Origin of the sequence: Streptomyces sp. NPDC051636 (assembly GCF_044453765.1) — a bacterium.
GTDB lineage: Bacteria > Actinomycetota > Actinomycetes > Streptomycetales > Streptomycetaceae > Streptomyces.
This window is the reverse complement of record NZ_JBITDA010000001.1, coordinates 615,283-633,257: the sequence shown is the minus strand read 5'-3', so window position 1 is coordinate 633,257 and position 17,975 is coordinate 615,283. Positions and strand designations below refer to the sequence as shown.

General features: G+C 71.2%; 19 protein-coding genes and 1 riboswitch. Of the genes, 12 read left to right on the top strand and 7 right to left on the bottom strand.

Annotated elements, in window-relative coordinates:
• The first annotated feature begins 38 nt into the window (after positions 1 to 38).
• Together ACIBBH_RS03005 and thpD are read left to right on the top strand one after the other, a co-directional pair.
• Entirely contained in the window at positions 39 to 443 is a 405-nt protein-coding gene (locus tag ACIBBH_RS03005) for an ectoine synthase (RefSeq protein WP_399401280.1), read from the top strand.
• A gap of 12 nt (positions 444 to 455) precedes the next feature.
• Positions 456 to 1,355, top strand: coding sequence for an ectoine hydroxylase (gene thpD / locus ACIBBH_RS03000; protein WP_399401489.1), 900 nt, complete (start codon positions 456 to 458; stop codon positions 1,353 to 1,355).
• Between the two features lie 58 nt (positions 1,356 to 1,413).
• On the opposite strand, the gene ACIBBH_RS02995 is transcribed toward thpD, so the two are convergent.
• On the bottom strand, positions 1,414 to 2,475 hold the full coding sequence (locus ACIBBH_RS02995) for an alkene reductase (protein WP_399401278.1): 1,062 nt from the start codon (positions 2,473 to 2,475) through the stop codon (positions 1,414 to 1,416).
• 146 nt (positions 2,476 to 2,621) lie between these two features.
• Between ACIBBH_RS02995 and ACIBBH_RS02990 the strand changes: the two genes are divergently transcribed.
• Entirely contained in the window at positions 2,622 to 3,137 is a 516-nt protein-coding gene (locus tag ACIBBH_RS02990; RefSeq protein WP_399401276.1) for a MarR family winged helix-turn-helix transcriptional regulator, read from the top strand.
• Between the two features lie 5 nt (positions 3,138 to 3,142).
• Here the strand turns inward: ACIBBH_RS02990 and ACIBBH_RS02985 are convergent, their stop codons facing one another.
• From ACIBBH_RS02985 to ACIBBH_RS02975, 3 genes are all read right to left on the bottom strand, one after another.
• A complete protein-coding gene (locus tag ACIBBH_RS02985; protein ID WP_399401274.1) occupies positions 3,143 to 4,195 on the bottom strand; it encodes an aminotransferase class V-fold PLP-dependent enzyme in 1,053 nt (350 codons plus the stop codon).
• A gap of 96 nt (positions 4,196 to 4,291) precedes the next feature.
• Positions 4,292 to 5,011: a DsbA family oxidoreductase gene (locus tag ACIBBH_RS02980; RefSeq protein ID WP_399401272.1), complete on the bottom strand. Its 720-nt coding sequence runs from the start codon at positions 5,009 to 5,011 to the stop codon at positions 4,292 to 4,294.
• 182 nt (positions 5,012 to 5,193) lie between these two features.
• The gene (locus ACIBBH_RS02975; RefSeq protein ID WP_399401270.1) at positions 5,194 to 6,723 is read right to left on the bottom strand and encodes an aldehyde dehydrogenase (NADP(+)); all 1,530 of its coding nucleotides are present in this window, start codon (positions 6,721 to 6,723) and stop codon (positions 5,194 to 5,196) included.
• 138 nt (positions 6,724 to 6,861) lie between these two features.
• On the opposite strand from ACIBBH_RS02975, the gene ACIBBH_RS02970 reads away from it, so the two are divergent.
• From ACIBBH_RS02970 to ACIBBH_RS02950, 5 genes are all read left to right on the top strand, one after another.
• The gene (locus ACIBBH_RS02970) at positions 6,862 to 7,635 is read left to right on the top strand and encodes an IclR family transcriptional regulator (protein ID WP_399401268.1); all 774 of its coding nucleotides are present in this window, start codon (positions 6,862 to 6,864) and stop codon (positions 7,633 to 7,635) included.
• A gap of 86 nt (positions 7,636 to 7,721) precedes the next feature.
• Positions 7,722 to 8,717, top strand: coding sequence for a hypothetical protein (locus tag ACIBBH_RS02965; protein WP_399401266.1), 996 nt, complete (start codon positions 7,722 to 7,724; stop codon positions 8,715 to 8,717).
• On the top strand, positions 8,714 to 9,958 hold the full coding sequence (locus ACIBBH_RS02960) for a sensor histidine kinase (RefSeq protein ID WP_399401264.1): 1,245 nt from the start codon (positions 8,714 to 8,716) through the stop codon (positions 9,956 to 9,958). Before ACIBBH_RS02965 ends, ACIBBH_RS02960 begins: the two co-directional genes overlap by 4 nt.
• Before the next feature lie 10 nt (positions 9,959 to 9,968).
• On the top strand, positions 9,969 to 10,628 hold the full coding sequence (locus tag ACIBBH_RS02955) for a response regulator (protein ID WP_399401262.1): 660 nt from the start codon (positions 9,969 to 9,971) through the stop codon (positions 10,626 to 10,628).
• Positions 10,629 to 10,682: 54 nt separating this feature from the next.
• The gene (locus ACIBBH_RS02950; RefSeq protein ID WP_399401260.1) at positions 10,683 to 12,140 is read left to right on the top strand and encodes a peptidoglycan D,D-transpeptidase FtsI family protein; all 1,458 of its coding nucleotides are present in this window, start codon (positions 10,683 to 10,685) and stop codon (positions 12,138 to 12,140) included.
• Positions 12,141 to 12,193: 53 nt separating this feature from the next.
• On the opposite strand, the gene ACIBBH_RS02945 is transcribed toward ACIBBH_RS02950, so the two are convergent.
• Positions 12,194 to 13,645, bottom strand: a complete 1,452-nt coding sequence (locus ACIBBH_RS02945) for an NCS2 family permease (RefSeq protein ID WP_399401258.1) — start codon at positions 13,643 to 13,645, stop codon at positions 12,194 to 12,196.
• Positions 13,646 to 14,113: 468 nt separating this feature from the next.
• Between ACIBBH_RS02945 and ACIBBH_RS02940 the strand changes: the two genes are divergently transcribed.
• Positions 14,114 to 14,257 carry a hypothetical protein gene (locus tag ACIBBH_RS02940; RefSeq protein WP_399401495.1) on the top strand — a complete coding sequence of 48 codons (144 nt, stop codon included), beginning with the start codon at positions 14,114 to 14,116 and terminating at the stop codon, positions 14,255 to 14,257.
• Here ACIBBH_RS02940 and ACIBBH_RS02935 read toward each other — a convergent pair.
• Positions 14,250 to 15,047, bottom strand: coding sequence for an HAD family acid phosphatase (locus ACIBBH_RS02935; RefSeq protein ID WP_399401256.1), 798 nt, complete (start codon positions 15,045 to 15,047; stop codon positions 14,250 to 14,252). The genes ACIBBH_RS02940 and ACIBBH_RS02935 overlap by 8 nt on opposite strands.
• A 224-nt stretch (positions 15,048 to 15,271) precedes the next feature.
• On the opposite strand from ACIBBH_RS02935, the gene ACIBBH_RS02930 reads away from it, so the two are divergent.
• Positions 15,272 to 16,009: a helix-turn-helix transcriptional regulator gene (locus tag ACIBBH_RS02930; RefSeq protein ID WP_399401254.1), complete on the top strand. Its 738-nt coding sequence runs from the start codon at positions 15,272 to 15,274 to the stop codon at positions 16,007 to 16,009.
• Positions 16,010 to 16,089: 80 nt separating this feature from the next.
• Positions 16,090 to 16,554 carry a hypothetical protein gene (locus ACIBBH_RS02925; RefSeq protein WP_399401252.1) on the top strand — a complete coding sequence of 155 codons (465 nt, stop codon included), beginning with the start codon at positions 16,090 to 16,092 and terminating at the stop codon, positions 16,552 to 16,554.
• A 297-nt stretch (positions 16,555 to 16,851) separates the two neighbouring features.
• Here ACIBBH_RS02925 and ACIBBH_RS02920 read toward each other — a convergent pair whose 3' ends face one another.
• Positions 16,852 to 17,439, bottom strand: a complete 588-nt coding sequence (locus ACIBBH_RS02920) for a histidine phosphatase family protein (RefSeq protein WP_399401250.1) — start codon at positions 17,437 to 17,439, stop codon at positions 16,852 to 16,854.
• A gap of 117 nt (positions 17,440 to 17,556) precedes the next feature.
• A riboswitch (cobalamin riboswitch) is annotated at positions 17,557 to 17,701 on the top strand.
• A gap of 36 nt (positions 17,702 to 17,737) precedes the next feature.
• Between ACIBBH_RS02920 and ACIBBH_RS02915 the strand changes: the two genes are divergently transcribed.
• Positions 17,738 to 17,959, top strand: a complete 222-nt coding sequence (locus ACIBBH_RS02915; protein WP_399401248.1) for a CbtB-domain containing protein — start codon at positions 17,738 to 17,740, stop codon at positions 17,957 to 17,959.
• Positions 17,960 to 17,975 lie beyond the last annotated feature (16 nt).

Below are 17,975 nucleotides of genomic sequence, written 5' to 3'. Positions count from 1 at the left end.
CACCTGGCAGGCGTCCAGCAAGGAGGAAGTACACCACCGTGATCGTCCGTTCGTTCAAGGACATCGAAGGCACCGACCGGCACGTGAAGGCCGCGTCCGGCACCTGGGAGAGCAAACGCATCGTGCTGGCCAAGGAGAGGGTCGGCTTCTCCCTGCACGAAACGATTCTGTACGCCGGGACGGAGACGTCGATGTGGTACGCCAACCACATCGAGGCCGTCGTCTGCGTCGAAGGCGAGGCCGAGCTCCGCGACCACGAGAGCGGGCAGACCCACACGATCACTCCCGGCACCATGTACCTCCTCGACGGGCACGAGCGGCACACGCTGCGCGTCAAGGAGGACTTCCGCTGCATCTGCGTGTTCAACCCGCCCGTGACCGGACGGGAGGACCACGACGAGAACGGCGTCTATCCGCTGCTCACCGAACCCGAGGAGGTGTGACGACCAGTGACCATCACGACCACCACGACCACCGTCACCGACCTGTACCCCAGCCGAGGCACCACCGAGGTGTCGATCCCCCGCCAGGATCCGGTCGTCTGGGGTTCCCCGGACACCCCCGGCCCGATCTCGACGGCCGATCTCCAGGCGTACGAGCGTGACGGCTTCCTCGCCGTCGACCAGCTGATCACCCCGGACGAGGTCACCGTCTACCAGCGGGAGCTGGAGCGGCTCGTCACCGATCCGCGGATCAGGGCCGACGAGCGCTCGATCGTCGAGCCGCGGTCGAAGGAGATCCGGTCGGTCTTCGAGGTGCACAGGATCAGCGAGGTCTTCGCGAACCTGGTGCGGGACGAGCGGGTCGTCGGGCGGGCCCGGCAGATCCTCGGCTCGGACGTCTACGTCCACCAGTCCCGGATCAACGTCAAGCCGGGCTTCGGGGCCAGCGGCTTCTACTGGCACTCGGACTTCGAGACCTGGCACGCCGAGGACGGTCTGCCGAACATGCGCACGGTGTCGGTCTCGATCGCGCTGACCGAGAACTACGACACCAACGGCGGCCTCATGATCATGCCGGGTTCGCACAAGACGTTCCTGGCGTGCGCCGGCGCCACGCCCAAGGACAACTACAAGAAGTCGCTGCAGATGCAGGACGCGGGCACGCCGTCCGACGAGGCGCTGACCGGGCTGGCGAGCGAGTACGGCATCCGGCTGTTCACCGGCAGGGCCGGCTCGGCGACCTGGTTCGACTGCAACTGCATGCACGGGTCCGGCGACAACATCACGCCGTTCCCCCGCAGCAACGTCTTCATCGTGTTCAACAGCGTGGAGAACAAGGCGGTCGAGCCGTTCGCGGCCCCGGTGCGCCGACCGGAGTTCATCGGCGCCCGGGACTTCACACCGGTGCGCTGACGCGATGCACGCCGTTCCAAGGGCCTCCGTGCTGCGGCAGCCGGAGGCCCTTGGCGTGTCACAGCGCCGGGTAGTCCGTGTACCCCTCGGCTCCCCCGCCGTAGAAGGTGGCCGGGTTCGCTGTGTTGAACGAGCCGCCCGCCTTCAGCCGGGCCGGGAGGTCCGGGTTGGCGAGGAACAGCTGCCCGTAGGCGATCAGATCGGCGGTGCCGTCCTCGACGAGGGCCAGCGCCTCCGGCCCGGTCGGGCCCTCGGTCGCCGGGTTGAGAACGAAGGCGCCGCTGAACCGCTTGCGCAGCGCCGAGGTCAGGTCACGGGTGCCCGCCGCCTCCATCACGTGCAGATACGCCGGCCCCAGCGGCTCCAGCGCGTCGGCCAGCGCGGTGTACGTGGGCTCCGGCCCGGGTTCCTCGATGTCGTTGAGCGGGTTGCCCGGGGAGAGCCTCAGTGCGGTGCGCCCGGCGCCGATCGCGGCGGCGACGGCCCGGACGGTCTCCACCGCGAACCGGATGCGGCCCGGCACGGAGCCGCCCCATTCGTCGGTGCGCCGGTTGCTGCCGGACGCCAGGAACTGGTGGATCAGGTAGCCGTTGGCGCCGTGGAGTTCGACCCCGTCGAAGCCGGCCTCGATGGCGTTGCGGGCGGCGGCCGCGAAGTCGGCGATGGTGGCGCGGATCTCCTCGCCGGTCAGTTCGCGGGGCGTGACGAAGTCCTTCGGGCCCTCGTGGGTGTAGACCCGGCCCCGGGCGGCGACCGCCGAAGGGGCGACGTTGACCAGTCCGTCGGGCAGCAGATCCGGGTGGCCGATGCGGCCGGTGTGCATGAGCTGGGCGAAGATCCGGCCGCCGGCGGCGTGCACGGCGTCGGTCACGGCACGCCAGGCGGCGACCTGCTCGGCGGTGTGCAGGCCGGGGGTGCCGGGGTAGCCCTGGCCGACCGCCGAGGGCTGGATGCCCTCGGTGACGATCAGACCGGCGGAGGCGCGCTGGGCGTAGTACTCGGCGGTGAGGGCGGTGGGCAGGCCGCCGTCGGCGGCGCGGCTGCGGGTCATGGGCGCCATGACGATGCGGTTGGCCAGGCGCAGGCCGGGGAGGTCGATCGGGTCGAAGGCGGTGGTCACGGGTAACCCCCAGAGGATGACTTATTTGGTCGGCCAAGTAACGCGGCCGGGTCCACCATAACCCATTCATTGGTCGGCCAAGTAAATATCGGCTGGATACCCTTCCGGTCGGTACCACCAGGACGACGGGAAGTGCGGGAGCAGCGATGGACGCCACCGAGGAGCCGGCAGCGGCGAGCGCCCCAGCGGACGCGGCCGGGCCGGCCTGCCCCCTTCCCGCGGCCGCGCGCGGCGGGCCGGTCAGCCACGCGCTGAGCCGGGTGGCGCGGCTGCACCGCACGGCCGCCGCCGGCCGGCTGCGCGGAATCGGGCTCTACCCGGGTCAGGAACTGGTGATGATGCACCTGTGGGAGAACGGTCCGGCCCGGCAGTCGGAGCTGATCCGGATGCTCGGCCTGGACCCGTCCACGGTCACCAAGATGCTCCAGCGACTGGAGCAGGGCGGGCACGTACGGCGGCTGCCCGACCCCGCCGACCGGCGTGCCGTACGGGTCGAGGCGACGGAGTCCGGTGCCCGGCTGCTCGCCGAGGTGGAACGGGCGTGGAGCGCGCTGGAGGAGGAGAGCCTCGCCGGGCTGACCCCGGCCGAGCGGGAGCAGTTGCTGGCACTGCTCGGCCGGGTCGAGGCCAACCTGTGGTCACGGAACGCGGCGCAGCCCTGACGGGGTCAGCCGGCGAGCACGTCCAGCAGGCGGTCGACGTCCTCGGGGGTGTTGTAGAGGTGGAAGGCCGCGCGCAGGTTGCCCGCGCGGTTGGAGACCTCGATGCCGGCGCGGCTCAACTCCGGCTGCCGGGTGCCGAGTCCGGGCACCGAGACGATCGCCGAGCCGGGCGCGGGCACGGGCTCGTGGCCGAGCGTCGCGAGCCCGGCCCGGAACCGGTCGGCGAGGGCCAGGTCGTGCCTCTGGACGGCGGCCACGCCGAGTTCCTCGATCAGTTCGAGGGAGCGGCGCAGCCCCGCGAAGGTGAACAGGGCGTGGGTCAGGTCGAACCGCCGCGCCGAGTGAGCGAGTTGGGCCACCGGGCCGTAGCAGCTGTCCCACGGTTTCTCGGCCGCGACCCACCCGGCGAGCACCGGCGTCAGTCCGCCGAAGTCCTCCGGGACCACGAGGAAGGCCGCGCCGTGCGGGCCGAGCAGCCACTTGAAGGAGACGGAGACGGAGAAGTCGCAGGCGTCGGCGTCCATCGGCAGCCAGCCGGCAGCCTGGGAGAAGTCGACGTAGGTGCGCACCCCGTGTGTCCGGGCGGCCTCGCGCAGTGCGGGCAGGTCGGCGATCCGCCCGTCGGCGGACTGGGCGGCGCTGACCGCGACGAGCGCGGTGTCCGGGCGGACGGACTCGGCGATCCGCTCCAGCGGGACCGTGCGGACCTTGAGGTCGCCGCGGACGTGGAACGGGTTCAGTACGGAGGTGAAGTCGTCCTCGGCGGTGAGGACTTCGGCACCCGCGGGCAGCGAGGCGGCGATCAGCCCGGTGTGTGCGGCGACCGAGGCGCCCGCCGCCACCCGGGTGGCCGGGACGCCGGCGAGCCGGGCGTACGCGGCCCGGCAGGCCTCGACGTCCTCGAACAGCGGAGTCAGCGGCCTGCCTTCCGCCCGGAGCACCGCCGCCTCGTGCAGGGCGGCGACGGTACGGGCGGGCAGCAGGCCGTTGCTCGCGGTGTTCAGGTAGGTGCTCTTCGGGCTGAACTCGGCGCGGGCGAGGCTCTCGAAGGTCTCCATGGGTCCACTGTGCGGCCCGATGAAGTCACAGTCCATTGCGGATTTTTACGTGGAACCGCTAAGAAGCTCTTATAGGTGCGCCCTGAGCTGCGGTTTTCATCCGTGCTGCGGCACCGCGCACCCCTCCGGACCGCATGCCTCCGCGTCACCCTGGTCGACCGGCTTCAGCGGGGAGCGCTCGCCCCAGGCCTGGGTCAGCGCCTGGGTGAAGACCTCGGCGGGCTGGGCGCCGGACACTCCGTACTTCCGGTCGAGGACGAAGAAGGGCACGCCGCCCGCGCCGAGCTGGGCGGCCTCGCGCTCGTCGGCACGGACCTCGTCCGCGTAGGCGGCCGGGTCGGCGAGCACCTCGCGGGCGGTGTCGCCGTCCAGTCCCGCCTCGACGGCCAGCTCGACCAGCCGCTCGTCGCCCTCCGTGAAGAGGGACCGCTCCTCGGCGAAGTTCGCCCGGTACAGGATCTGGATCAGCGCGTCCTGCCTGCCGTGCTCCTTGGCGAAGTGCAGCAGGCGGTGCATGTCGAAGGTGTTGCCGTGGTCGCGGCCGCGGGTGCGGTAGTCCAGGCCCTCGGCGGCGGCCTGCGCGCCCAGGTTGTCCTCGCCGGCCTCGGCCTGCGCCTCGCTCATGCCGTACTTCTTGGTCAGCATCGCGATCACCGGCTGCACGTCGCCCTTGGCGCGGCCCGGGTCCAGCTCGAAGGAGCGGTGCACGACCTGGACCTGGTCGCGGTGCGGGAAGGCCGCCAGCGCCTTCTCGAAGCGGGCCTTTCCGACATAGCACCAGGGACAGGCGATGTCGCTCCAGATTTCGACGCGCATGTCTTCGGCTCTCTCCCGGCTCGTACCGGACGGAGACTCTCTCCGCCCGATACGTGAACGTTCAAGAACAGCGGTTCATTCCCGGACACGGAGTAGCGCAGGAACGTCGAAGGCGGCGGCGAACCCGACGGTGACCCACGCGATCAGCTGGAAGTCCCCCTCGGGCACGTCCGTCGCCGGCGCTACCGCTCGAGAACGCCGTTGAACCGGCGCGGAAGCCCGAGCGGATTGTCGTCCCGAAGCTCCGCCGGCAACAGCGCCTCGGGCGCGTTCTGGAACGCGACCGGCCGCAGCCACCGCTCGATGGCCGTACCGCCGACGGACGTCGAGGGGGACGTCGTGGCCGGGTACGGCCCGCCGTGGTGCTGGGCGGGCGCGACCGCCACACCCGTCGGCCAGCCGTTCACGAGCACCCGCCCCGCCAGCGACGTCAGCTCCTCCAGGATCTCCGCACCCCGGCCCTCACCCGCGGCCTCCTCGGCCGACAGGTGAACCGTCGCGGTGAGGTTGCCGGGCAGCCGGGACAGGACGGCCGAGGCCTCGCCCTCGTCGTCGTAGCGGACCACCACCGTGACCGGCCCGAAGCACTCCTCCAGGAGCAGGTCGTACGCCCCCTCCTCGGCCAGCTTGCTCGCCGGCACCGTGAAGAAACCCGCGCTGACCGTGTGCTCGCCGCCCGCGCCCGGGGTCACCGGGGACTCCACGCCGGGGAGTCCGGCGCGTTCGGCGACGCCGGAGAGGAAGTTGTCCCGCATGCGGTGGTCGAGCAGGACGCCCGCGTCGGTGTCGCTGACCGCGTCCGTGAGGGACTTGACCAGGCCGTCGCCCGCCACGCCGGACGGCACCAGCACCAGGCCGGGCTTCACGCAGAACTGCCCGACGCCCAGGGTCATCGACCCGGCGAGCCCGGCGCCGATGGCCTCCGCGCGCTCGGCGGCGGCGGCCTCGGTGACGACGACGGGGTTGAGCGAGCCCAGCTCACCGTGGAAGGGGATCGGCACCGGTCGCGCGGCGGCCGCGTCGAAGAGGGCACGCCCGCCCCGGATCGACCCGGTGAAGCCGGCGGCGGCGACCTGCGGGTGCTTGATCAGCTCGATGCCCGCCTCGAAGCCGTGGACCAGGCCGAGCACGCCCTCGGGGATGCCGTGCTCGGCGGCGGCCCGGCGCAGCACGTGGGCGACCAGCTCGGACAGGGCCGGATGGTCGGGGTGGGCCTTGACGACCACAGGGCAGCCGGCGGCCAGCGCGCTCGCGGTGTCGCCGCCGCCGACCGAGAAGGCGAAGGGGAAGTTGGACGCCGAGTACACGGCGACGACCCCCAGGGGCACCCTGTAGCGGCGCAGGTCCGGGACCGGCGGCGTCGCGGTGTCGTCGGGGTGGTTGATGATGACGTCGAGGAAGGCGCCCTCGTCGACGATGTCCGCGAAGGCCCGCAGCTGGTAGCAGGTGCGGGCGAGTTCGCCGGTCAGCCGGACCGGGCCGAGCGCGGTCTCCGCGTCGGCGGTCTCCACCAGCCCGTGCTCGGCCGCTTCCAGACCGGCCGCGGCGGAGCGCAGGAACGCCGAGCGGACCGTGCGGTCCGCGAGGGCGCCGCGCGCGGCGTGCGCTGCCGTGACTGCGTCGTCGACCTCGTCCGCTGTGGCTTCCACCGCAACCTGTTCACGCTGCTTCCCGGTGCGCGGGTCGACACTCCAGACTGGTGCTGCTGCCACGCGGGTTCCTCCACATGTGATGCCGCAGGACGGGGTCATCCACCAGGGTCGTTCGATATACTGAACGCTGTCTCTGATGATGAATCTGCTGTCGGAGACTATATCTCCGGTTCTCGTCGAACGAAGGGGTCAAGGGCGATGTCGGCAGGCGAGACGGGGGGCGGAGCGCAGGTCAAGTCCGCGGTGCGGACGGTTGAGCTGCTCGAGTACTTCGCCGGACGCCCCGGTATGCACTCCCTCGCGGCGGTCCAGGAGGCCGTCGGCTATCCCAAGTCCAGCCTGTACATGCTGCTGCGCACGCTGGTGGAACTGGGCTGGGTGGAGACGGACGCGACGGGCACGCGGTACGGCATCGGGGTGCGGGCGCTGCTCGTCGGCACCTCGTACATCGACGGCGACGAGGTGGTGGCGGCGGCCCGGCCGACGCTGGACCGGCTCTCCGACGACACCACGGAGACCATCCACCTGGCCCGCCTGGACGGCACCAACGTGGTGTACCTGGCCACCCGCCAGTCCCAGCACTACCTGCGCCCCTTCACCCGGGTCGGCCGCCGCCTGCCGGCCCACTCCACCTCCCTCGGCAAGGCGCTGCTCGCCACCCACACCGACGAGCAGGTCCGCAAGCTGCTCCCGGAGACGCTGCCCGCGCTGACCGAGCACACGACCACCGACCGGGAGAAGCTCATCGAGGAGCTGCACCAGGTGCGGGAGCAGGGCTTCGCCGTCGACCGCGAGGAGAACACGCTGGGGCTGCGCTGCTTCGGCGTGGCGATCCCGTACCGCACCCCCGCCCGCGACGCGATCAGCTGCTCGGTGCCGGTGGCCCGGCTGACCCCCGCCCACGAGCAGATGATCAAGGACGCCCTGTTCGACGCCCGGGACCGGCTGACGCTGGCGACGCGCAGACTCTGAGGAGGGCAGCGCCTCCCCCGTCCGGCGGAGACGGATCGTCGGCGGGCAGGAGGTGCCGTGCGCCGTCCGTGCGGGAGCGTGGACGCATGACACAGCCACTGGCTCCCACCCGCGCCCTTCGCGTCCCCGACCGCCGCCACCGGTTGCCGCGCCTCGTCGCCGTCGCCGCCTGCATGCCGTATCTCGGGCTCAAGGCCGCCTGGATCGCCGGGAGTCGCGTGGGGATCCCGGACGGCAGCCCCCTGCTGGAGCACCGGGCGACCATGGTGGTCGCCAACGGCGTCACCGTGCTGATGGACGGGACGGTCGTCGTGCTGGCCCTGCTGCTGACGCGCCCCTGGGGGATGCGCGTCCCGGCCTGGCTGCTCGCGGTGCCGATGTGGGTCGCCACGGGACTGCTCGCGCCGATCATGGCCGGGTTTCCGCTCCAGCTGCTGGTGCGGGCGGTCGACGGCGGGGGCGGGGGCGGTGAGGACGAGCCGTTCCTCGACGGCTGGGTGTTCGCGGTGGTGTACGGCGGGTTCATCGTGCAGGGCCTCGCCCTCGGGGTGCTGTTCGCGCGCTACGCCCGCGAGCGGTGGGGGCACCTGTGGCGGGGGCGGGTGTGGGAGCTGCCCGTCGGGAGCGCGGGGGCCGCGCAGCGGACGACGGCCGTGGCGGCGGCGGTGTTCGCGCTGCTCCCGGCCGTACCGCGGCTGCTGTGGGCCTGCGGGGGCACCGCCGGGCTGAACGCGGGCCGAGTGGCGGACCCGAGTGCCGGGCCGCGCGCCGTGGAGGCGCTGTACGTCGTCTTCCTCGCCGCCGCCGTCACCGGTGCCTGGCAGCTCGCCTTCCGCCGGGGCCGCCCCCTGCCGGTCACCGTGCCGCTCGCCCTGGCCTGGGTCGGCTCCGGCGCGGTGGCCTGCTGGGGCGGCTGGATGACACTGGCCTCCCTGCTCGTGGTCCACGACTCCGCCGACCGGCCCACACAGGTGATGACCCTCACCTACGCTGGCCAGATGATCGTCGGCCTGCTCGTGGCGAGCGTCGTCACGCACTTCCTCGCCGAGCGGTCCCTCCGGGCTCCACGGCGGCCGGTGTGACCGAGACCCTCCGGTTCCTGTTCGGCAGGCGGGCGCGGCGCCGCTGGATCCATCTGATCCTGGGCGGCGCGCTCGCCATGCCGTACGTTCTCGTCGGCTCCGTGGTCATCGGGCCACTCGCCGGCGTGGACGACGTCTTCACTTCGCTGCCCCTGCAACTCGGCTCGTTCGCCGTCGGATTGCCGCTCGCCTGCGTCACCTCCCTCTTCCCGCTCACCCGGCCGCTGGAGTCGGCCGCCGCACGCGCCCTGTGCGGCCTCGGCCCCGACGCCCTCGCCCACGGCCCGGCCCGGACGCGGGCCGCCCGGGCGCGTACGGCGGCCTGGTTCACGCTGCACCTGGGGTTCGGCGGGATCATCTCCGGGATGTCGCTGGCCGTACCGCCGTTCGCGGCCGTACTGATCGCGCTGCCCCTGGTCTCCTGGCTGCGCGACGCACGGCTCGGGCTGCCCGAAGTCCTCGATCACACCTGGGCGTTGGCACTCACGCCGATCGCGGGCCTCGCCACGCTCCTCGCCCTCGCCGCCTGCGCCGCCGGATCCGGCGCCCTGCTGGCCCGCTGGGCGCCCGCCCTGCTCGGCCCCACGCCGGAGGACCGGCTCGCCGCCGCCGAGTCCCGCGCCGCCGACCTCGCTGTACGCAACCGGCTCGCCCGCGAGCTGCACGACTCGGTCGGCCACGCCCTGAGCGCCGTCACCCTCCAGGCGAGCGCGGCCCGCCGGGTGCTCGACAGCGACCCGGAGTTCGTCCGCGAGGCGCTCGCCGCCATCGAGGACACCACCCGGCGCACGGTCGGCGAACTCGACGCGGTGCTCGGCGTGTTGCGGGACGGCGACGCGCCCGGCACGGCACCCGCGCCGACCCTCGCGGACGACCTCGACGGGCTCCTCAGGCGCACCCGGGCGGGCGGGCAGCGCGTGACGGCGGCCGTGGCCACCGACCCGGCCGCGCTGCCCGCGCTCGTCTCCCGCGAGGCGTACCGGATCGTGCAGGAGGGGCTGAGCAACGCCCTGAAGCACGCCGGCGAGCGGGTCACCCTGCGGATCGAGACCGCCGACGAGCATCTGGAGATCACCCTGGAGAACCCGCTCGGCGAGGCGCCCGCCGAGCGCCCCGGCGGCGGCCACGGCCTGCGCGGGATCGCGGACCGGGTGCGTCTGCTGGGCGGCACGTCGCAGGCCGGTGCCGCCGGGGGAACGTGGCGACTGCGTGTACGACTGCCGTTGAAAGGACCCGCATGAGAGGACCCGCATGACCCACCCGCCGATCCGTGTCGTCCTCGCCGACGACGAGCGCATGGTCCGCACCGCCCTGCGCGCCATCCTCTCCGCCGAGCCGGACGTGGAGGTGGTCGGCGAGGCGGCGACCGGGGCCGAGGCCGTGTCGGTGGTCCGCGAGCTGCGGCCCGACGTCGTGCTCATGGACGTCCGCATGCCTCGCACCGACGGCATCCGGGCCACGGAGCAGATCCTGGCCACGCTCGACCCGCCGCCCCGGATCGTCGTGGTCACCACGTTCGAGAACGACTCCTACGTGTACGACGCCCTGCGCGCCGGCGCCTCGGGGTTCCTGCTGAAGCGGGCCGACGCCGACGCGCTGGTCCAGGCGGTCCGGCTGGTGGCCCGTACCGACAGCCTGCTGTTCCCGTCGGCCGTGCGGGCGCTGGCCGCCGAGCACGCGCGCGTGAGGCCGGCGCCCCCGGCCTGGGTGAGCCGGCTCACGGGACGCGAGCGCGAGGTGCTGCGGTGGATGGCGGCCGGGCTCACCAACGCAGAGATCGCCCACCGCATGGAGGTCGGCCCCGCCACGGTGAAGACGCACGTCGCGGCGGTCCTGGCGAAGACCGGCACCCGGGACCGGACCCAGGCGGTGATCGCCGCGTACGAGGCCGGCTTCATGAAGCCGCGATGAGAAAAGCGGGCGAACGGGAACGATCGCCGCCGTCCCGCTCGTCTTCTGTGCGGGATGAACAAGACGATCAGGCGGGCGTCCGTCTTCGCGCTGCTGCTCGTGCTCACCCTGCTGGTCAGGGCGACGTGGGTGCAGTTCTACGACGGCAAGGCCCTCGCGGACGACAAGGACAACCGGCGCAACGCGATCGAGACGTACGCGGAGCCGCTCGGGAACATCGTCGTGGCCGGCGAGTCGATCACCGGCTCGGCGCGCACGAAGGGCAGTGACCTCGCGTACAAGCGCACGTACAAGGACGGCAAGCTGTACGCGGCGGTGACGGGCTACGCCTCGCAGGCGTATGCGCCGACCCAGCTCGAGGGCGTCTACCAGGACCTGCTCAACGGCACGGACACCCGGCTCAAGACGGTCATGGACACCGTCACCGGCAAGCGCGCCGACCCGGGGGACGTGGTCACGACGATCGACCCGGACGTGCAGAAGGCGGCGTACGACGCGCTCGGCGACAGCAAGGGCGGCGCCGTCGCGATCGACCCGAAGACCGGCAAGATCCTCGCGGTGGTGTCCACCCCGTCGTACGACCCGTCGTCGCTCACCGACGCCGGCACCGCGGGCACCGCCTGGAAGAAGCTCAACGCCGACCCCGGCAAGCCGCTCACCAACCGGGCGCTGCGCCAGCCGCTGCCACCGGGCTCGACGTTCAAGCTGGTCGTGGCGGCGGCCGCGCTGGAGGACGGCCTGTACGAGAACGTGGACGAGGACACCGTGAGCCCGGACCCGTACAAACTGCCGGGCACCACCAGGGTCCTGGAGAACGAGAACACCGCCGCGCCCTGCGAGAACGCGTCCATACGCGTCGCCCTGCAGTACTCCTGCAACAACGTCTTCGCGAAGATGGCCGTCGACCTCGGCCAGGACAAGGTGAAGGCGATGGCCGAGAAGTTCGGCTTCAACGACGACAAGCTCGACGTGCCGGTGCGGGCGTGGGCGAGCGTGTACCCGTCGGACATGGACAAGTCGTCCACGGCCCTGACGGGCATCGGCCAGTTCGACGTCACCGCCACCCCGCTGCAGATGGCCATGGTGTCGGCCGCCATAGCCAACGGCGGCAAGCTGGTCTCACCGCACATGGTGTCGCGGATCACCGACGGCGGCGGCGATGTGCTGAAGGACTACGACGACAGCACGGACGGCAAGGAGATCGTCAGTTCCTCGACCGCCGAGCAGTTGCAGTCGGCGATGCGGACGGTCGTCGAGCACGGCACCGGTACGAACGCGAAAATCTCCGGCGTGACCGTGGGCGGCAAGACCGGTACCGCCCAGCACGGCGAGAACAACAGCAAGACGCCGTACGCCTGGTTCACCTCGTACGGCAAGTCCGAATCGACCGGCAAGGAGGTCGCCGTGGCGGTCATGGTGGAGCAGTCGGACGCGGCGCGGTCGGAGGTCAGCGGTAACGGACTGGCCGCGCCGGTGGCCAAGGCGATGATGAAGGCCGCGCTGACGAACTAGCCGAAACACACGGGGGCGGCTCTCCCGAGCCGCCCCTCATCGCACCTCACGGCTCACTTCACGCCGAGGATCTGCTCCACGGGATCGATCGCGAAGTACACCAGGAACAGCGCCGAGACACCCCACAGCAGCCAGTTGACCTCCTTGGCCTTGCCGAGGACGGCCTTGATGACGACGTACGCCAGGAAGCCGGCGCCGATGCCGTCGGTGATGGAGTACGTGAACGGCATCGCGGCGATGGTGAGGAAGGCCGGGATGGCGATCTCGTACCTGTCCCAGTCGATGTGCTTGACGTGGGTCATCATCAGGAAGCCGACCGCGATCAGCGCGGGCGCGGCGGCCTGGAGCGGGACGATGGTGAGCAGCGGGGTGAGGAAGAGCGCCAGGCCGAAGAGGCCGCCGGTGATGAGGTTGGCGAAGCCGGTGCGGGCGCCCTCGCCGACGCCGGCCGCGGACTCGATGTAGGCGGTGTTGGAGGAGGCGGAGCCGATGCCGCCGGCGACGGCGGCGGCGCCGTCGATGAACAGGACGCGGCCGATGCCGGGCACCTGGCCCTTCTCGTCGAGCAGCCCGGCCTCCGCGCTGATGCCGACGATGGTGCCCATGGCGTCGAAGAAGTCCGACAGGATCAGGGTGAAGACCAGCAGGACGGCGGTGAGGACCCCGGCCTCGGCGAAGCCGCCGAACAGGCTGAAGTGACCGACGAGTCCGAAGTCCGGGGCGGCCACGATCTTGTCGGGGACCCTCGGGGTGGTCAGGCCCCAGCTCTTGATGTCGGCGACGGCGTTGATGACGATCGCGACGACGGTCATGGTGACGATGCTGATCAGGATCGCGCCCTTCACCTTGCGGGCGACCAGCGCGATGGTGAGCAGCACGCCGAGACAGAACACCAGGACCGGCCAGCCGGTGAGCCGGCCGGCGGCGCCCAGTTGCACGGGCACGGTGGTGTTCGCCGCGTCGGGGATACGGCTGACGAACCCGGCGTCGACGAAGCCGATGAAGGCGATGAACAGGCCGATGCCGACGCCGATGGCCTGCTTCATCTGCTGCGGGATGGCGTTCATGATCGCTTCCCGGAGTCCGGTGAGGACCAGGACGCAGATCAGTGTGCCTTCGAGGACGACGAGGCCCATGGCGTCGGCCCAGCTCATCAGCGGGGCGAGCTGGAAGGCGACGACGGCGTTGAGGCCGAGTCCGGCGGCGATGGCGAGGGGCAGGTTGCCGCCGACGCCCATGATGATCGTCATCACACAGGCCACGAGGGCGGTGGCGGTGACCAGTTGACCGGTGTCGAGCGTGTGCCCGAACTTGTCCTTGGCGCTGCCGAGGATGATCGGATTCAGGACAAGGATGTAGGCCATGGTGAAGAAGGTGGCGAAGCCGCCGCGTATCTCCCGGCCGAGGGTCGATCCGCGTTCGGAGATCCGGAAATAGCGGTCGACGCTGTTCGCCGCGGGTGGCGCGGCGCCCGGCCGGTCGGCCACCTTCTGTGTCTGGGACATCGTGTGCTCCTTGTTGCCTGATGATCGGTCTGCGGATGCCGGCTGGATTGTTCCCCCGTTGAACCCGCTTCAGGTTTTCTCCGTGTTACGGAATCAGGTGCCACCACCACGAGCGCGGCGGCCGGGACGCGAAGGACGACGGCTACACGATCATTCGAAGACGCGGCAACCCTTGCGGCACCGACGGCGACCAGGAACAGGGACAGACGGAACCTGGCACCGACGCAGCGCCCCGGACGGACGCCTTCGCCAACGGGCCTCACCACAGAAACAACCATGCGTTCGTTTTCGACGTCCCTTCCAGTGCGTGACAGAACTGCCCCGATCTGCTGGCCTGAGCCCCCCTCGGCCAGCACGGCCGGCTGGAGCCCCCCTCTGCCGGCCACGAGAACGCCCCGCCGGTGACGACCGGCGGGGCGTTCTTCCTTGCCAGCCCGTGGTGAGGAAGGTCGTCGCGGGCAGTGAGCCGTGTTCGACGGCAAGGCGGGCGGTGACGGCACGCACCGGGAGACGACGATCGACCGCCCGTGGTTCGCGGCCAACGGGACGATCGAGCCGGTCGTACCGACGCTGGAGTCGATCAGGCCCGTACGGGCCGCCGCGACTAGCTGACGAAGTACGTCGGGTTCGGGAGCTTGTACGTCCGGTCGGCGTAGCCACCGTCCAGGTCCGAGTACTGGTCGCCGAAGTTGGCGACGATCTCGTACCCGAGGTCGTCCTCGATGTGCTTGCGGGTGCCGGACTTGTACTGGACGGTGGTGCAGTTCCAGGTGCCCGGGGTAGCGCAGGAGCTGAGGTAGGACGGCGGGTTCGTCTTGTCCTTGAGGAACATGTGGTCGGCATCGAGGTTCACATCGGCGCCGATCTTCTTCAGGTTCTCGACGGCGGCGGAACGCTGCGCCTCGCTCAGGCCCGAGTTGTAGAAGACCTCGACGCCCTTGGACTCGGCGTACTGGACCAGCTCGGGGCTGCCGAAGACGGCCGGCCGGTCCGCCTTGTTCACGTAGTCGGCCCAAGTGGTCGAGTTGTACGTGTAGTTGTAGCGCTTCTCGTAGTCGAGGCTGAGCAGCAGCGTGTCGTCGATGTCGAAGACGACCGCGGGCTTCTCGCCCCGGTGGTGCGCCTTGCGGGCCGCCTGGTCGACGTGCTTCCTCGCCGCGGCGTCGATGCGCGCCAGGTCCTTGGCGTAGGGGCTGTCCGGGGACGCCTGGTACACGCCGTTGCTGTCGGCCGTCGTGCCGTAGTAGGTGTCGATGTCCTTCACCAGTTGCCCGATGTTGTAGGGCTCGTGGGTGGAGTTCGCCGTGGACTGACCGGCGGTGGCCGCGCCGGCGCCGTACAGGGCACCGCCGGCGAGGGCACAGGCGGCGACCACGGCGGCCGCTCTGAGGGACTTCCGCATGGAATCTCCGGGTCTGATGTGGTGGTTGTTGCACCAGGTCCCGCACTGTCTACGCGCATCACACCCAGGGATGCGACCCTAGTTATCCGATCGATACAATCCGGCCATGGAGCCCGGCAATCCGTCAGGCGTGGTTCTCCGTATTGAATGGGTGAGGTAATCCCTCCTGGACAACGGCGCCATTGACGGGTTTCACCCAAACTCATGGTCGATATACTGACGCGGTGGGACTGGATCACGCCTCGCTGACGGCTCTGGCCGTCCTCGGCGACGAGCAGCGTCGTCGCATGTTCGAGTTCATACGACGCGAGCGACGACCGGTGACGCGTGAAGAGGTGGCCGACAGCCTCGGGATCTCTCGCAAGCTGGCGGCCTTCCATCTGGACAAACTGGTGGCAGCCGGTCTGCTCCAGGCCCACTACGGCTCCCCCGCGGGCATCCGCAAGGTCGGCCGCAGGCCCAAGGTCTACGAGCCGGTGGCCGACGCCATCGCGGTGAACATCCCCGAGCGTCGCTACGGCATGCTGGCCGACGTCCTCACCGAGGCCGTGCTGACCGAGACGGAAGGCGAATCGGCCCGCGACGCCGCGCTCCGCGTGGCGTTCCAGCGCGGGGAAGCCCTGGGCGGCACCGAACGCGAACGGGTACGCCCCGGGCGGCTCGGCGTCGAACGGGCACTGAGTCTCGCCGCCGAAACGCTCGAGGAGTTCGGGTTCGAACCGGAGCGCGCCGCGCCCACCCTGCTGCGGTTGCGCAACTGCCCCTTCCATCCACTGGCGGCACAGGCCCCGGAGCTGGTCTGCAGCGTCAATCAGGCTTTCCTGGCCGGCTACCTGCGGGGCCTGGGAAGCGACAGGACCACCGCGGTGCTCGCCCCTCAGCCCGACTCGTGCTGTGTCGAACTGCGCGGCGACGACAGGGCTGGAGGCACCTCGGACCCGGGAACCACCTGCGGGCGATGAGGCCGGGCCCGACTTCCGCCCGTAGTGCCGGCGCTTCCGCGGGGTCGCCCCATCCATGTCCGTGACCAACTGGAGTCACGATGAACTCCGCGCATGCCGCAGAAACCACCTTGCGAGGACTGGGAGTCTGTTGCGCCATCGGCAACGTGGTGCTGCACGGACTCCTTGTCTCCGATCACCTCGAGGAGAAGTTCTACATAGGCGTCCTCTTCGCCGTGGGCAGTGCCGTCATGCTGGGGGTGGCGGCGGGACTGGTCGTCATGAAGCGTCCTCTGGCCGCGTGGCTGGCCGGAGCGCTCGTCAGCCTCGGCATGCTCGCCGGTTTCCTGCTCTCGCGTACGACCGGCCTGCCGGACGGGTACTACGAGGCCGGCTGGGAGCCGCCGTACGGGGCCCTCTCCTTGCTTGTCGAGGGTGTCTTCACCCTTGCTTTCCTCGCCTGGCTCGGAGAGCGGACGGCGGCCGGCACCGCTCGCCGGCTGTCGCACACGGCGCCGCAGTCCTCGACGTGCCCGACACGTCCTTCGACACCGTCGTCACCCTGATGCAGCATCACCTCCCGCAGGAGCCGCGCCCGCGGCACCGCGCGAGACGCACCGTGTACTGCGACCGGGGCGGACGGCTGCTGGTCGTGGGGTTCCGGCCGGGACACGGCCAGCCGCTTGCCGCCCCTGGTGACGTGGACGTCGGCCAGAAATTCGAAAGCACTCCGGATTCTTTTCTTCACCGGATCACCTCGAACGCGTGCCCACGGCCTCCTCGGCGCCGCCACGCTGGTGCCGGTGCTGCCCGCCGCCCTCGGCGTCGGCGGGAGCCGACCGGGCTCCCGTTTCGTCCGGGCCTCAGCCGGGGGAGCGTTCGGCAGGGCCGAGTGCGCTCCCCAGCCGCACGTTCCAGCGTCCGGCACGTCCGCTGAACTCGGTGGCGACCAGCGGTGCCACGTCGATCCGCCAGAAGGCGGACTCGGGCGCTCCGAGCACGCGCACCGTCGCGGCTCGGACGACCTCCGGCTCCACGACGGCGAGCGTCCGGCCCGGCAGCCGCGCGGCCTCTTCCAGCCAGACCCCGACGCGCGCGCAGAGCCGGTGCACCGACTCCCCGCCGTGCGGGGCGGCGGCCGGGTCCGCCAGCCACTCCGCGACCGCCTGCGGCTCGTCGGCGCCGAGCTCGGCCAGCGTCCGGCCGCGCCAGCGGCCCACGTCGAGCCCGGCCAGCGCCGCCACCGCGGTGGCGTCCAGGCCCAGCGCGGACGCCGTCTCCCGGCACCGCACCGTGGGGGAGGCGAGCATGCGGTCGGCAGCCGGAAGGGAGCCCGCGGCCGACCGGGCACGCGCGGCGCCGGTCGCATCGAGCGGGCAACCGTCGTCGAAACGGGCTTCCCGCAACGCCCCGCTGATCGCGGGTGAGACCAACATCACTCGGCTCGTCATCCGCCCGTCCCCGTGCCCTCTCCGAACCCGATTTCCTTGTCATGCACGGGATCTGGCGCCGTGGCCCGTGCTCCCCGGCGCGCACCCCGCCGCCCGTGCGCCCTTGGCCGAACCTCTGCTTCGCGGTACGTTCGGCGCGATACCGACGACGGTTCCACGGAAGCCGGTGAGATTCCGGCACGGTCGCGCCACTGTAAGCCCCGTTCGCACCCTGCGGTGCGGGCCGGGGTGAGTCAGACCCGCGCCGTCGTCACGTGCACCACCAAGACGGGACGCGAGTTCCCCAGGAGGTCCTGCCATGGCGCAGTCCGTCGCTCAGCCGACCACTACCCCCACCGCCGTACCCGCCAAGCTGCCGATCGGCACGATCGCCCCCTGGGCGGTCTTCTTCGGCATCCTGATGCTGGTCCTGCTCTACTTCGTCGGCGCCGAGCAGGGTGCCACCTCGGTGATGTCCGGCGAGAACGTCCACGAATGGGTGCACGACGCCCGCCACCTGCTCGGCTTCCCCTGCCACTGACGACGGCGGAGAAGCG

Excerpts from the sequence above, each read along its gene's own strand:
- ACIBBH_RS02990 (WP_399401276.1), top strand. The coding sequence starts at position 2,622 with ATGGACGCCACCGAGGAGCCGGCAGCGGCGAGCGCCCCAGCGGACGCG.
- ACIBBH_RS02985 (WP_399401274.1), bottom strand. The coding sequence starts at position 4,195 with ATGGAGACCTTCGAGAGCCTCGCCCGCGCCGAGTTCAGCCCGAAGAGC.
- ACIBBH_RS02980 (WP_399401272.1), bottom strand. The coding sequence starts at position 5,011 with ATGCGCGTCGAAATCTGGAGCGACATCGCCTGTCCCTGGTGCTATGTC.
- ACIBBH_RS02970 (WP_399401268.1), top strand. The coding sequence starts at position 6,862 with ATGTCGGCAGGCGAGACGGGGGGCGGAGCGCAGGTCAAGTCCGCGGTG.
- ACIBBH_RS02965 (WP_399401266.1), top strand. The coding sequence starts at position 7,722 with ATGACACAGCCACTGGCTCCCACCCGCGCCCTTCGCGTCCCCGACCGC.
- ACIBBH_RS02955 (WP_399401262.1), top strand. The coding sequence starts at position 9,969 with ATGACCCACCCGCCGATCCGTGTCGTCCTCGCCGACGACGAGCGCATG.
- ACIBBH_RS02950 (WP_399401260.1), top strand. The coding sequence starts at position 10,683 with ATGAACAAGACGATCAGGCGGGCGTCCGTCTTCGCGCTGCTGCTCGTG.
- ACIBBH_RS02945 (WP_399401258.1), bottom strand. The coding sequence starts at position 13,645 with ATGTCCCAGACACAGAAGGTGGCCGACCGGCCGGGCGCCGCGCCACCC.
- ACIBBH_RS02935 (WP_399401256.1), bottom strand. The coding sequence starts at position 15,047 with ATGCGGAAGTCCCTCAGAGCGGCCGCCGTGGTCGCCGCCTGTGCCCTC.
- ACIBBH_RS02925 (WP_399401252.1), top strand. The coding sequence starts at position 16,090 with ATGAACTCCGCGCATGCCGCAGAAACCACCTTGCGAGGACTGGGAGTC.
- ACIBBH_RS02920 (WP_399401250.1), bottom strand. The coding sequence starts at position 17,439 with ATGACGAGCCGAGTGATGTTGGTCTCACCCGCGATCAGCGGGGCGTTG.
- ACIBBH_RS02915 (WP_399401248.1), top strand. The coding sequence starts at position 17,738 with ATGGCGCAGTCCGTCGCTCAGCCGACCACTACCCCCACCGCCGTACCC.